Consider the following 13,301-nt stretch of genomic DNA (forward strand, 5'->3'; position numbering starts at 1 on the left):
CCGCCAACCGCCGACCAGCTGGCGGGCCGTCGTCAAGGCGTCAGCTGTCCGCGATCGCCGCCGGTGCACCGGCGAGCGAGAACTTCTCCCGCAGCCGGGAGTAGAAGTGCGACGAGTGGAGCCGCACCAGCTTGGCCGGCGTCGCGGCCGGCTGCACCGTCACCCAGTCCCCCGGGTTCAGCACCCCGCGCAACTGCCCGTCGACGCTCACCGCCACCGCCCCCGAGTGGTCGAGCACCCGTACCGAGACCGCCTCGTCGGCCGCCACCACCATGCTGCGGTTGAAGACCATGTGCGCGGCGACCGGGGTCAACACGAGCGCGCGCAGCCGTGGCGACAGGATCGGGCCACCGGCGGCGAAACTGTACGCGGTCGAACCCGTCGGGCTCGCCACCACCAGGGCGTCCGCCGAGTACGAGGTGAAGAGACTCTCGTCGAGATAGACCCCGAGGCTGGCCTGCCGGTCGCGGGCGAGCTTCTCGAAGACGATGTCGTTGAGCGCGGTGACGTCGAGCGCCACCCCGGCCCGGTCGATCGGCACCGGTGACTCGCGCAGCGGCGGTGGCGGCAGCAGCGGGCCACGTCCGTACCGGAGCAGGTCCTGCATCCCCTCCGGGATCTCCAGCGGCCGGGAGGCGCAGAGGGTCAGCATCAGCCGCTCGTCCAGCTGCACCTGCCCGGAAAAGTACGCGTCGAGCGCCGCGTCGATCTCGGACGGCTCGACCTCGGTCAGGAACCCGACCCGGCCGACGTTGATGCCGAGCACCGGTACGCCGTCCTCGGCCGCGACCCGGGCGCCGCGCAGGAACGTACCGTCGCCACCGACCGTGACGACGAGCGCCGGGTGGCCGGCGGCCTCGGCCTCGTCGACCGCGTTGCGCCGGTGGCAGTGCGCCCAGTCCGGCCCCCAGACGTCGGTGTCACTGACCTCGATGTCGTGTGCCGCCGCCCAGCGCCGCACCACGTCGGCCGCCTCGACCGCAGCCTGCCGGCCGGTGTGCGTCACCAGACCGATCCGCTCGCGCCCCATGATCTCTCGTTTCTCCTCCGTCGCCACCGACCGGCCCCTCGCCCACCCCTGTCGCACGGGCGGCGCGGAGCCGATCAGGTGCAGCTTACGGACCTGATCGACGGTGGGGCCGGCGCGGTGAGCGAACAAGCCGGCTGGTCACCGATGATGGGCGGGGAGCGGACGAGTCACCTGGAGGAGATCGTGACTGCGGACAGTGGCACCAACCGCTACGGAAAAGCCTGGCACGACGCGTACGACCAGCCGGGGTCACCACTGCGGCAGCGCCTCCAGGCGGTCCAGGAGCAGTTGCGACGGGCCCTCGCCGGCACCGCTCCGGGCCCGATCCGCCTGGTCAGCGCCTGCGCCGGCCAGGGGCGTGACGTCATCGGGGTGCTCCGCGACCATCCACGTCGGATCGACGTACGGGCCCGGCTGGTCGAGTGGGACCCGGACAACGCGGCCCGGGCGCGGACCGACACGAGCGCGGCGGGACTAGACGGGCGGGTCGAGGTGGTCGAGGCGGACGCCGGACTCGCCACCCCGTACGCCGACGCCGTACCCGCCAACGTGGTGCTGATGTGCGGCGTCTTCGGCAACATCACCGACGCCGACGTACGGGCCACGGTGGCGGCCCTGCCCCAGCTCTGCGCCCCGGACGCCTTCGTGATCTGGACCCGGCACCGGCAGGAGCCGGACCTCACCCCGGCGCTGCGGCAGTGGTTCGCCGAATCCGGCTTCCGTGAGCGGGATTTTGTCGCCCCCGCCGACCTGCACTTCAGTGTCGGGCTGCACCAGCTCGCCGCCCCACCGGCCCCCTTCGACCCGACCGCCCGCTACTTCCGCTTCACCGGGTGAGCGACCGGGTTCCGCGCTGACCGGCGGCGCCGACGACCGGTCGGCCGCCGGCCCCGACCCGCTCAGTCGGCGTCCCCGCCGCGCTCAGCTCCGCCCACTCGCGTTCGACCACGGCCGCGAGCGACTCGTCCGCGCGGCGGTGGCTAGCGGCTGACCTCGACCTGGAACTCGTGCACCCACTGGTCGGGCTGGTCCGGTACGAACTCGAGGCAGACCTCGCGGGCGTACCCGATCATGCGGTATCCGTTCTCCTCGACCCAGCGGGCGAGGATTTGCATGCTCCGGTCGGCCTCGTCCATCGAACCCCGGTGGATGATCGTCGCGGCGGATTCGATCGCGGGCAGGTCGACGATGGCGAAGTCGTGACCGGGCTGCGGTGCGACCGCGACCGCCACTCCGGCGTGCACCACCACCGCCTCGCCGGGTTCGCCCGGCGCGGGCTCGTAGTACGCGACCGACGGCCCGATCATGGCCACTCCCGCCGCGTCGACCCGCCGGATCACCTCGGGATAGAGGGGTTGGATCACCGGCCCGATGTCGGCGGCCTCGTAGCTGGCCGCGACGGCGCTCAGCTCGGCGACCCGGACCGGTGCGATCTTCTTCAGTACGACGTCCTCGGTGTGCATGTGGCCCTCGTTCTCGATCATCCGGAGCCTCGCCTCGATCCCGGTGAGCCGGGCCGCGTCCGCCGCCAGCCGCGCGGCCAGCTCCGCCCGTTGCAGGCGCAGCATGCCGCGCAGTTCCTCGACGTCGAGTTGGTCGTCGAGGACCGCCTGTACCTGTTGCAGGGTGAAGCCGAGGTCCTTCAGGGCGATCACCCGGTTGAGCCGGCGCAACTGGTCGGCGTGGTAGAAGCGGTATCCGTTGGTGGGGTCGACGACCGCCGGGCGCAGCAGTCCGATCGCGTCGTAGTGACGCAGCATGCGGACCGACACCCGGCCGACCTTCGCGAAGTCTCCGATACTGAACATGACCTGCCCCACCCTGGCCCCTGACACCGTGTCACAGTCAAGCCGAGCCTCCCCGCCGGCTGGGGTGTAAGGAAGGGCCCCTTGTTATACAAAAAGCGATAACAAGGGGCCCTTCCTTACACCCGTACGGGGCGCGTACAACTTGCTCCATGGACACGGTCGATCGGACTCCGGTATGGCTGCTCGACATCGACGGTGTGGTCAACGCGATCAGCCGGAAGCCGGACCGGAACGTCTGGCCCCGGGACCAGTGGGTCACCGGGACCGCCACCTCGGCCGGTGTCGACTGGCCGATCCTCGCCGCCCAGCCGGTGCTGGACTTCATCCGGGCGGTGCACGAGAAGGGGCGGGCCGAGGTCCGGTGGCACACGACGTGGCAGCACGACGCCGCCAACCTGGCGCGGTTGCTGGGGCTGCCGAGCTTCGAGACGCAGGAGTGCCCCGAGTTCGGCGAGCGCGAGCAGGCTCTCGCCGGGGCCGCGCCGACCGCGGTGAGCCACGGCTGGTGGAAGTATCCGGCGGCCGAGCGGGTGGTACGCGACGAGGGGCGCCCGCTGGTCTGGACCGACGACGACGCGACCTGGGAGTTGCGTGGGCACGACAACGGTGCGGAGCTGGCCCGGCTGGCGCCGACACTGATCGTGTCCCCGCCGGCGCATCTCGGGCTGACCCCGAAGCACCTGCGTCACATCGACGCGTTCCTCGCCATCCAGGCACCGCGTCCGGGTGACCGGGCCGGGGCCTAGGAGTGCGACGAGACCAGCGGCCGTGGCTTCGCGTACCGGCCGTCGGGGCGGCGACCGAGCAGTTCGGCGAGCCGGGCGGCGTCGCGGGGAGCCTGGTCACCGCAGCAGTTGTTCATCAGCACGTGCAGCTCGTCGGTTTCCCGGGCGAATTCGCGTAGCCGGTCCGCCCAGCGGGCGAGTTCACCCTCGCTGTAGGCGTACCGGAATTTTTCCTGTTTGTCGCCGCCGCCCCAGGCCGGGCTGTGCCCGTGGAACCGGACCACCGCCGGGTCCGCGGTGGCGATCAGGACCGGGGGTACGGAGGAGGCGTGTCCCTGCGGCATGTCGACGCTCACCATGGACAGGTCGTTGCGGGCGAGGAAGCCGACGGTGTAGCGGGCGTTGTCGGGGTCGAGCCACGAGCCGTGCCGGAACTCGACCGCCACCCGGTACGGCCGGCAGCGCTCGGCGACCTCGACGATCCTGCGTTTGGCCGCCTCGCTGTAGCGCAGCCAGGGCGGGAACTGCAACAGCACCACGCCCAGCTTGCCGGTGGTGGCGATCGGTTCGAGGACGGTACGGAACCTGGCCCAGAGTTCGTCGTACGTCGCCTCGGGCAGGTCGCGGCGCCGTACCCGGCTGTCGGGGTCGCCGGCGGGACGCAGGTCCCGGGGTAGCGCGGAGATGGCGGTGGGGTGCCCGGTGAAGAGACTGAACGCCTTCACGTCGAATGTGAACGTCGGCGGCGTACGGTCGGCCCAGGCGGTGGTCGTCTCCGGTGTGGGCAGTGCGTAGTAGCTGGTGTCCACTTCGACCAGGTCGAACCGGCTGGCGTAGTAGGCGAGCCGCCCAGCCGGGCTGTTGGCCTCCCGGGGATACCATTTCGAGGCTAGGAGCAGTCGGTCCGCCCAGGACGATGTGCCCACCCGTATGTCACTCATCGCCTTACTGTTCTCCGTCCCGCCCGTACTGAAACCGGCTTGCCTGGTTGACCCGTTGATCCAGAGCGGGTCGGGGGATTTGTGCTATTCTCCCCCGTCGATGTAATGGACGTCCGTCCAGTGATCACCAGAGTCGCCGGGGAGGACGGAAATTGACGACAGTCGCCATTCCCGTCAGCACCTCTCCCACCTTCCAGGGCGAGGAAAAACCCGCCGGCAAGGCCCTCGTCCAGGTCTTCACACTCTTCCCCGCCCTGCTCCGGCTGACCTGCGGGCTCGCCGGGGCCGCCGTGGCGCTGGCGGTACGGACACCGCCGGTCTCCACCCCGCTGCTGATCACCACCGTGGTCGTACTGACCGGCTGGTCGCTGCTCTTCACCGGATGGACCCTGCGACGGGGACTCACCGCCCCGGTCATCCTGGTCGACCTCTCCCTGACCATCGTCGCCTGCCTGCTGATGAACCGGCTGGTCGCCGCCGAGGTGCTGCCCGGCGAGGGCAGTTGGCTCGCCATCCTCGCCAGCACCTCGATCGTGGTCGCCCACTTCGGACTCCCCGCGCGCCTCTCCATTCCGGCCGGTCTGGTGGTCACCTCGGCGTACGCGGCCGGCGCGCACCTCGCCGGCAACGACACCGAGGCGGTCGCGCACGCCCTGACGCTGATCATCCAGACCGTTTTCGGGGCGGGGCTGGCCGTGCTGACCCGGCGCAGCAGCCGCGCCGCGGACGAGGCGTTCGCGGACTACCAGCGCACCTCCCGGGAGGTGCTGATCGACCGTGCCGCCCGGGAGGCCGAACGCCAACACAACCGCGACCTGCACGACACCGTGCTCTCCACGCTCACCGTGGTCGGCCTCGGTGGCGTCCCCGCCGGGTCGCCACTGCTGCGTGAGCGTGCCGCCGCCGACCTGCGTACGCTCGCCGAACTGGCCAGCTCGCGCGACCGGCCGCCACTGCCGGCGGCCGGGCCGAGCACGTCGGTCGCGCTCGACGACCGGCTGCGGACGGTCCTGTTCCGGGCCGGCCAACCGGACGTCACCGCCGACCTGACATCCTGCGCGGTGCCGCCCGCCGTCGCCGACGCCCTTGCCGACAGCACCGCCGAGGCGCTCTCCAACGTGGTCCGGCACGCCCCCGGCGCGACCGCCTCGGTCCGGCTGCGCTCCCGCGACGGCGCGGTGGTGGTGGAGGTGACCGACGACGGACCCGGCTTCGACCCGCTCGCCGTCCCGCTGCACCGGTTCGGCCTGCGCGAGTCGATCCACGGGCGGATGACGGCCGTCGGCGGGCGGGCCGAGGTCGAGTCACGCACCGGACACGGCACCCGGGTACGGCTGGAGTGGCCCGATGCGGGTTGAGCTGCCCGCCCTCGCCAGCGGGATGAGCCGCGCCTACGTCGCCGGGGCCGCAGGCACGCCCCCCGGCACCGGGAACCCGGCCCGGGATGTCGTGGCCGACGTGGCGGCGACCGCCGACCGGGGCAGTCGGGTGGCGGCCGTCCTCATCGCCTTCGGTTGGCACCTGGCGATCAACGTACCGGCGATCGTGGGCAGTTGGTCGGTCTACCGGGCACCGTGGACGGTCGGTGTCGGCTGGCTGGTCTTCGTGGTCGTCGGCGCGATCTCCGCCGCCCACCTGCTGCGCGGCACACCGACACCGACCTGGCGGCTGATCGCCGTACTGCTGCTGGTCGAGGCGGTGGTCTTCGTCAACACCCCGGCCACGCTGCTGTTCCAGCCGGCGAACTGGGGCTGGGGCACGCTCGGCTGGTTCGTCGTCCTGGTGCTGTGGGGGCGCCCGGTCGCACCGCTGGTCGCGGTTTTCGCCATCGAGGCGACGGTCGCGCTGGTGGCGGTCTTCGTCAACGGGGCCGGGAACGCCGCCGGCCTGAGTCGGTACGCCATGTACACCTACGGCACCGCGACGTTGCCGATCGCGTTCAGCGTCGCGGCGAGCGTGCTCCGTACCCTGGCCGCCCGTACGGCCGGCACGGCGACCGCCCGCGCCGCCCTGGAGGCTGAACGGATCGCCGCGCAGCGGGCCAGGGCGGAGCGCCAGGAACGGCTTTCCCTGGTCAACCGGACGGCCGGGGCGATCCTCACCGAACTGGCCGAGGGGCGTGCCGACCCGACCGACCCGGCGGTGCAACGGCGCTGCGCGTTGGAGGCGTCCCGGTTGCGCCGGCTGATCGCCGAATCCGACGACGTGCCCGATCCGCTGCTGCACGAACTGCGCGCCGCGGTGGACATCGCGGAACGCAACGGCCTGCTGGTCGAGCTGGTCGCCGTCGGTACGCTGCCGGCACTGCCCGTGCACGTACGCCGCCGGCTGGCCGAGCCGCTGACCGCGACTCTCGCGTCGGCCCAGCGGTGGGCCAGGTTGACGGTGGTCGCCGAGCCGGCGGAGGTCGTGGTCAGCCTGGTCACCTCCGGTACGGCGGCGGATCCGGTCGGGCCGGCCCCACCGGTCGTCGCCGACGAGGAAGTCGAGTACGTGTACGAACGGGATGGGGAACAGGTATGGGCGCAGACCCGGTGGCGGGCGTCATGACCGATACGGAGAAGCGCTTCACCGTCGCGATCATCGACGACCACCCGGTTGTGGTGGAGGGGGTGCGCTCCTGGCTCGCCCAGGAGCCCCGGCTCATCGTGGTGGCGACCGGCGAGGACCCGGACGTGGTGCTCGCCGACGACCAGCCGATGGCCGACGTCATCCTGCTGGACCTGCGGCTGCACGGTCACCTGGTGATCGACAAGGTGGCCGAGCTGGGGGCCGCCGGCCGGCGGGTGGTGGTCTACTCCGAGCACACCGAGGCGGACGTCATCCTCTCCGTGCTCGACGCCGGGGCGGTGGCGTTCCTCGCCAAGCACGAGGGGCGGGAGCACTGTGTCACCACCGTGCTCGCCGCGGCGAGCGACCGGGGCTACGTACCGCCCGCGCTCGCCGGTGCGATCGTCGGCGACCGGCGCTCGGGCCGGCCGGTCCTCTCCGAGAAGGAGCGGGAGGCGCTGCTGCTCTGGTTCCAGTCGATGTCGAAGGCGTCGGTGGCCCGCCGGATGAACATCAGTGAGCACACCGTGAAGCAGTACGTCGACCGGGCCCGGATCAAGTACGCCCGCGCCGGACGTCCGGCCGCCACCAAGGCGGCGCTGCTCGCCCGAGCGATCGAGGACGGACTCGTACGGGCAGAGGAAATCATCGACTACCGGTCATACGCCTCCCCCGATCAGCCGACCCCCTAACAGCTGTCATGACGCCGATCATCCGATCGGCGAACCTGGTGCGGAGGAAGTTCGTCAACAGGAGGCCCTTCGCCGATGAGCGACGACGCATCCCCATACTTCGTCCGTCCGCACCGCTTCGACCACGACGACCAGGACGACCGTGCCTTCCCGCAACTCGACCGGGAGCACCGGGTCGTCCTGGACCCCGGTGAACGGGCGCTCTGGCGTGGCCGGGTGGAGGTGGCCGGCTATTTGCTCGGTCCCACCCTCGGCAACGGCACCCTGCACTGGTCCCTGCTCCGTCCGGCGGAGCTGACCGTCACCGACCGGCGCCTCGCCTTCGTCTGCGAGGAGTGGGGCTTCGAGGAGGTGACGGATCGGCGTACCGGCCCGGGACGGCCCCGGCACCGGCGCCGCGACAACGCCACCAACCGGATCATCACCGGGCAGATCCGCTGGCAGTGGCCGGGGCGGCTGCATCTGATGCCGGCCGAACCGGCGACCGGGAACCGGGCGGCGCGGCCGGCGCGGGTGCTGCTGGTCTGTGACAGCCTGCGGACGATCCGGCAACCGGCGCTCTCGTTCGGGGGCGGCGAGGTCGAGCAGGGCGGGGGCGCCGCCGAGCTGATCCATCTGGTCCGCCGGGCGGTCGCCCAGTTCCGGCTGGCCCACCCCGGTACGCCGGAGATGTCGCCACAGGAGCGGGAGACGCTCACCGTACGGGCCGGGGTGGGGCGGTCCAGCGAGGGCCTCGCGGATCTGCGGGGCGTTGTTCTTCCCGGGGCGATGGTCGTCGAGTTCACACACAGGGACGACTATCACCGCCGGCCGACGCGGAGCTCCTTCTCCGCGCGCCGGGCGCCGCAGGCCGGCAGTGCCGGCCTGCGGCGCTCCCGGCAGCCGGGTTCGGCCTCCTGACCGGCCCGGGTCAGAAGGCGCCCGGCGGCGGCAGCACCAGGGGCGGGACCGGCGAGGGGAACGGGCCGACCAAGTCGATCTTCGGCTGGTCGCCCGTACCCGTTCAAGCCGGCGTTGTCAGCCGCTCATCGGCAGCCAACAGAGTGGGGCGTCAACTACGACCACCCGCTTTGGAGTAAAGATGGCCAACATCGGCGATCAGCGCCGCGTGGAGCGCCGTACCCTTTTGCAGGCCGCGCTCGCCGCGCCCGCGGTCGGTGCCGCCACGACGATGTTCAACTCCTCCCCCGCCCTGGCCGCCGCCGAGGCGTTGGGTCAGTCCGACCCGGAGAACCCCCGGTTCACCATCGCCGTGCTGCCGGACACCCAGTACCTCTTCGACGAGGACAGCTCGGATCCGGAACCGCTGAAGGCGACGTTCCGTTACCTCAACCAGGAGCGCAAGGACGCGAACATCGTGTTCATGACGCACCTCGGTGACGTCACCGAGCACGGCAGCGAGCACGAGATCACGCTGGCCGGCGAAGCCTTCCGTACGCTCGACGGCAAGCTGCCGTACAGCGTGCTGGCCGGTAACCACGACATCCGGGGCGGCGACGACCAGCGCGGCGACAGCGCCTACCTGCGTGCCTTCGGACCGCAGCGGTTCGCCCAGATGCCGACCTTCGGCGGGGCGTCGCCGGACGGGTACAACAGCTTCCACGTGCTGCGCGCCGCCGGCCGGGACTGGCTGGTGCTGGCGCTGGACTGGCGCATCTCGGACAAGGGCCTCCAGTGGGCACAGGGGGTCATCGACGCCAACCACACCCTGCCGGTCATCCTCACCACACACGACCTGGCCTCGGCCGACGACGCCGGGCAGGCGCAGTTGTCGGAGAACGGTCGGCGCCTCTGGGACCGGCTGATCCGCGACAACGACCAGATCTTCCTCACCCTCAATGGTCACTACTGGCCGCCGGGTCGGACCACGCTGCGCAACGCCGCCGGCAACGACGTCCAGGTCCACATCACCAACTACCAGGACCGCTACTACGGCGGGGCGGCGATGATCCGCCTCTACCACTTCGACGTGGTGCGCGGTGTGGTCGACGTCGAGACGTTCTCGCCGTGGTTCCTGGCCCGCGACCCCGCGAAGCGGTCGCCGCTGGAGGCGGAGACGATCGAACTCACCGGAGCGGTCGACCGGTTCAGCATGGAGATCGACTTCACGGCGCGGTTCAACGGATTCGCACCGACGACGCCGCCCGCGCCTCGGCCACCGGCGACCGTCGTGGCCCACGCCACCGTGGCGTACTGGCGGTTCGACTCGTACGGCCTGGTCACCGGCGTGTCCGGGGCCCCGGTCCCGGCCGGTGTGGTGGCCCGCGACCTGACCGGCAACGGCAACGACCTGACCGTGCAGCGGCTCAACAACAGCACCCCCGAGGTGCTGCGCTATTCGACCGAGCACCACCTGGGTCAACCGGCGCACGCCAGCCTCCGCTTCGACGGCGGCAAGGGACCGGACCGGGGTGCGATCCTGCGGGCCGGCCCGAACGCGCCGATCAACAGCATGAAGTTCACCAGCGGCTACACCATCGAGACCTTCATCAAGCTGCCCGACCCGTTCGAGGGCGACCACGCCTGGATGGGCATCTTCAGCTGGGAGGGGCGCAGCGGTGACGCCGGCAAGACCACCGGCTGGTCCCCCGACGAGTGCACCTGCAGCCTGAACGTCTCCTCGGAGCGGTTCCTCCAGTACGTCGTCTACCCCGACAAGCAGGACGCCGACCCGACCTCCTGGAGCCACGCCCTGCCGGTCGGTCGCTGGACGCACATCGCCGTGGTGAACAACAGCCGGGCGACCACCGTCTACGTCGACGGCTCGAAGATCGCCCGGAACCCCACCCAGTTGTCGACCGGCATCGCCACCCTCGGCCTGCCGTTCGTGATCGGGGCCACCTCCTCCAACCTCAAGTACGGTCAGGGTTTCTACGGATGGATCGGCGACGTCCGGATCACCGGCCGGGCGCTGCGTCCCGCCGAGTTCCTGACCCCGTACGAGTGAGTCGAGGGGTCGAGGCGCACGGATGACAGACGCCGGGTCCGGGTCGAGAGTGTTCTCGACCCGGACCCGGCGTCACGGCGTGACGGGACATCGTCCGGTCAGGAGGCGTACGCCTCCAGCTCGATGACCCGCGAGTAGCCGGCGGTCTCGTTGCTGACCAGCGTGACGATCCGCATCGCGGTCGCGGTGACCGCCGGGAAGGTGGAACTGACCAGCCCGGCGACGTTGCCACGGACCTGCGCGACGGTCTGCCAGGTGTCGTTGACGCGTACCTGGACGTCCCAGTCCCGCAGCCCGTAGCGGGCGGCCGGGTACTTGGCGGAGTCGAGGGTGTAGAGGTCGACCCGGCCCACCGACTGCGGTCGGTCGAACGTCACCTGGAGCCAGTCCGGGAAGCTGCCCTTGGTCGAGTCGTTCCAGCCGGTGGTGGAGGCCCAGTGGGTCGAGTCCCGGTCACCGTCGACCGCCCCGCAGGCCGGATAGGTGGGCAGGTTCTCCGAGGAGGCCGAGACGGGCACGTACCGGGCCAGGTTGCCGGTCTCCTCCACCGGGGCGGGGGCGACCTCGACCGGTACGGTGAGCCGCTGCTGCCCGGAGCGGACGGTGACCGCGTACCGGCCGGGTGCGGTGTCCCGGGGGGCGGTGACCGCGATCGGCACCTTGAGCGTGTAGCCGGCCGGCAGGTAGCTGGAGACCAGGTTCCGGGAGAGCTTCAGCGGCGCCGGCACCTCGAGAAACGCGTCGGCGTACACCTCCGAGCGCCCGGTGTTGCCGAACTGGAGCTGGAATCCCTGGTTGGCGCAGGGGATCGGGTTCACCTGGACCAGGCTGACGTCGGAGCCGAGGCTCAGCCGTGCCGGTTCGGGTCGACCAGCCACGGCCGGGGCCGTACCGCCGATCGCCACCAGGGCGACGACGGCACCGGCGACGGCGGCCTTGCGTCCACGGGACAGGCCGGCGAGCCGGCGCCAGAGAGTACGCGTCATGACTTTCCCCCTCATACCGGGTTCAGGCCGGGGTTGCCGGCCTCGACGGCGAACGACGTGATGGTCGAGACCGGGGCGTCGGGCCGGTCCACGTACGGCACCGCCCGGTAGTCGGCCCGCAGTTCGCGTTCGGTGAGCCGGACCCGGAGGTAGCCGCGCCGCTCGTTGACGAGCTTGAGGTGCGGGTTGCTGTCGAGGAACTTCTGCCCGGTGGCGGAGACCTCGGTGCCGTTGCCACCGCTGCTGATCGAGGTGGCGACGAGCTCCACCCCGTACGTCTGCGAGGCCGGGTCGGCGAAGTCACGCTTCATGTCCAGCGCGTACGCGGCGTGTACGTCGCCGGTGAGCACCACCGGGTTGCGTCCGCGCAGCGTAGCGAGCCCGTCGAGGGTGACCTTCTGTTCGGCGGCGTAACCGTCCCAGGCGTCCATGTTGTACAGGTCGCCGGCGGTCGGGTCCTGGTCCATCCGGCTCATCACCACCTGGTTGGCGAGCAGGTTCCAGGTCGCGTGCGAGGTACGGACACCGTCGAGCAGCCACCGCTGCTGCTGGGCGCCGGCCAGGGCGCGGGCCGGGTCACGCCGCGCCTCGGAGTCGACCTTCCAGCCGTCGCCGGAGGCCTGGTCGGAGCGGTACTGGCGGGTGTCGAGCACGTTCAGTTCGGCCAGCCGGCCGAAGGTGAACCGGCGGTAGAGCATGTAGTTCGGCCCCTGGGGTGCCGGCGAGCGCAGCGGCATGTGCTCCCAGTAGGCCCGGTAGGCGCTGGCCCGCCGGACCAGGAAGTCCTCCACCGGCGCGTTGCTCTTCGAGGTCAGGTTCGCGTAGTTGTCCTGGACCTCGTGGTCGTCCCAGGTGGCGATCCACGGGGCGGCCTGGTGCGCGGCCCGCAGGTCCGGGTCGGACTTGTAGAGCGCGTACTGGAGCCGGTACCGGTCGAGGGTGTCGGCCTCGGTACGGAACTGGCTGGGTACCGGTTCGGTGAGGTTGCGCAGGCCGCCGGCGGCGGAAATGCCGTACTCGTAGATGTAGTCGCCGAGGAAGAGCACCGCGTCGACGTCCTCGTCGGCGATGTGCCGGTGCGCGGTGTAGTAGCCGTCCGGCCAGGACTGGCAGGAGGCGACGGCGAAGGTGAGCTGGTCGACCCGCTGGCCCCGGTCCGGGGTGGTGCGGGTACGGCCGACCGGGCTGAGGTACCGACCGACCTTGAAGCGGTACCAGTAGTGCCGTTTGGGCTGCAGTCCGCGTACGTCCACGTGCACGCTGTAGCTGTACTCGGGTCGCGCGGTCGCCTGCCCGGAGCGGACCACGTGCCGGAACCGCTCGTCGCTCGCCACCTGCCACTCGACCTCGACCGCGCGGTACGGCATTCCGCCCAACGGCTCGTACGGGCGCGGCGCCAGCCGGGTCCAGATCACCACCGCTTCGGGCAGCGGGTCACCGGAGGCGACGCCGAGGGTGAACGGGTCGTCGGGCAGCGTGCCGGTGGTGGCGTCGGCGGTTGACCCGCCGGGGAGGTTGGTGGCGAAGGCGAGTGCCGTCGCGGCGCCGGTGACGGTCAGGAACCGTCGCCGGGCCAGACGCGCCGCCGGCCTGGGGTCTTCCGCTGCGATCACGCGCGGGGC

General features: G+C 71.3%; 12 protein-coding genes. 7 read left to right on the top strand and 5 right to left on the bottom strand.

Translation table 11 applies throughout. From position 1 onward, the window contains the following. Positions 1-40: 40 nt before the first annotated feature. The gene (locus tag BDK92_RS09120; protein WP_211349158.1) at positions 41-1,057 is read right to left on the bottom strand and encodes an NAD(+)/NADH kinase; all 1,017 of its coding nucleotides are present in this window, start codon (positions 1,055-1,057) and stop codon (positions 41-43) included. 51 nt (positions 1,058-1,108) lie between these two features. Here BDK92_RS09120 and BDK92_RS09125 point away from each other — a divergent pair, with 51 nt between their 5' ends. Next, positions 1,109-1,867 (top strand): class I SAM-dependent methyltransferase family protein, encoded by a 759-nt coding sequence (locus BDK92_RS09125; protein ID WP_246016914.1) that lies wholly within the window; start codon positions 1,109-1,111, stop codon positions 1,865-1,867. A gap of 143 nt (positions 1,868-2,010) precedes the next feature. On the opposite strand, the gene BDK92_RS09130 is transcribed toward BDK92_RS09125, so the two are convergent. Then, a complete protein-coding gene (locus BDK92_RS09130; RefSeq protein ID WP_121161861.1) occupies positions 2,011-2,838 on the bottom strand; it encodes a MerR family transcriptional regulator in 828 nt (275 codons plus the stop codon). 149 nt (positions 2,839-2,987) lie between these two features. Here BDK92_RS09130 and BDK92_RS09135 point away from each other — a divergent pair, with 149 nt between their 5' ends. Next, positions 2,988-3,584: a hypothetical protein gene (locus tag BDK92_RS09135; protein WP_121156329.1), complete on the top strand. Its 597-nt coding sequence runs from the start codon at positions 2,988-2,990 to the stop codon at positions 3,582-3,584. Here the strand turns inward: BDK92_RS09135 and BDK92_RS09140 are convergent. Further along, on the bottom strand, positions 3,581-4,504 hold the full coding sequence (locus BDK92_RS09140; RefSeq protein WP_121156330.1) for a DUF72 domain-containing protein: 924 nt from the start codon (positions 4,502-4,504) through the stop codon (positions 3,581-3,583). The genes BDK92_RS09135 and BDK92_RS09140 overlap by 4 nt on opposite strands. 152 nt (positions 4,505-4,656) lie before the next feature. Between BDK92_RS09140 and BDK92_RS09145 the strand changes: the two genes are divergently transcribed. The 5 genes from BDK92_RS09145 (at position 4,657) to BDK92_RS09165 (ending at position 10,693) form a co-directional block, all read left to right on the top strand. Continuing rightward, positions 4,657-5,862 carry a sensor histidine kinase gene (locus BDK92_RS09145; protein WP_121156331.1) on the top strand — a complete coding sequence of 402 codons (1,206 nt, stop codon included), beginning with the start codon at positions 4,657-4,659 and terminating at the stop codon, positions 5,860-5,862. After that, entirely contained in the window at positions 5,852-7,054 is a 1,203-nt protein-coding gene (locus tag BDK92_RS09150; RefSeq protein WP_246016917.1) for a hypothetical protein, read from the top strand. Before BDK92_RS09145 ends, BDK92_RS09150 begins: the two co-directional genes overlap by 11 nt. Then, entirely contained in the window at positions 7,024-7,746 is a 723-nt protein-coding gene (locus BDK92_RS09155) for a response regulator (protein ID WP_121156332.1), read from the top strand. Before BDK92_RS09150 ends, BDK92_RS09155 begins: the two co-directional genes overlap by 31 nt. Positions 7,747-7,821: 75 nt before the next feature. Then, the gene (locus BDK92_RS09160; protein ID WP_211349160.1) at positions 7,822-8,646 is read left to right on the top strand and encodes an SH3 domain-containing protein; all 825 of its coding nucleotides are present in this window, start codon (positions 7,822-7,824) and stop codon (positions 8,644-8,646) included. A 181-nt stretch (positions 8,647-8,827) separates the two neighbouring features. Next, entirely contained in the window at positions 8,828-10,693 is a 1,866-nt protein-coding gene (locus BDK92_RS09165; protein ID WP_121156333.1) for a laminin G domain-containing metallophosphoesterase family protein, read from the top strand. 98 nt (positions 10,694-10,791) lie between these two features. Here the strand turns inward: BDK92_RS09165 and BDK92_RS09170 are convergent, their stop codons facing one another. Both BDK92_RS09170 and BDK92_RS09175 read right to left on the bottom strand, forming a co-directional pair. Next, entirely contained in the window at positions 10,792-11,679 is an 888-nt protein-coding gene (locus tag BDK92_RS09170; protein WP_170208529.1) for a discoidin domain-containing protein, read from the bottom strand. A gap of 11 nt (positions 11,680-11,690) precedes the next feature. After that, a complete protein-coding gene (locus BDK92_RS09175; protein ID WP_211349161.1) occupies positions 11,691-13,292 on the bottom strand; it encodes an alkaline phosphatase D family protein in 1,602 nt (533 codons plus the stop codon). Between the last annotated feature and the right edge of the window lie 9 nt (positions 13,293-13,301).

This window comes from Micromonospora pisi (assembly GCF_003633685.1).
Taxonomy (GTDB): Bacteria; Actinomycetota; Actinomycetes; order Mycobacteriales; family Micromonosporaceae; genus Micromonospora_G; species Micromonospora_G pisi.

Coding starts and splice junctions, on each gene's coding strand:
- BDK92_RS09130 (WP_121161861.1), bottom strand. CDS start 2,838: ATGTTCAGTATCGGAGACTTCGCGAAGGTCGGCCGGGTGTCGGTCCGC.
- BDK92_RS09170 (WP_170208529.1), bottom strand. CDS start 11,679: ATGACGCGTACTCTCTGGCGCCGGCTCGCCGGCCTGTCCCGTGGACGC.
- BDK92_RS09140 (WP_121156330.1), bottom strand. CDS start 4,504: ATGAGTGACATACGGGTGGGCACATCGTCCTGGGCGGACCGACTGCTC.
- BDK92_RS09165 (WP_121156333.1), top strand. CDS start 8,828: ATGGCCAACATCGGCGATCAGCGCCGCGTGGAGCGCCGTACCCTTTTG.
- BDK92_RS09150 (WP_246016917.1), top strand. CDS start 5,852: ATGCGGGTTGAGCTGCCCGCCCTCGCCAGCGGGATGAGCCGCGCCTAC.
- BDK92_RS09160 (WP_211349160.1), top strand. CDS start 7,822: ATGAGCGACGACGCATCCCCATACTTCGTCCGTCCGCACCGCTTCGAC.
- BDK92_RS09155 (WP_121156332.1), top strand. CDS start 7,024: ATGGGCGCAGACCCGGTGGCGGGCGTCATGACCGATACGGAGAAGCGC.
- BDK92_RS09135 (WP_121156329.1), top strand. CDS start 2,988: ATGGACACGGTCGATCGGACTCCGGTATGGCTGCTCGACATCGACGGT.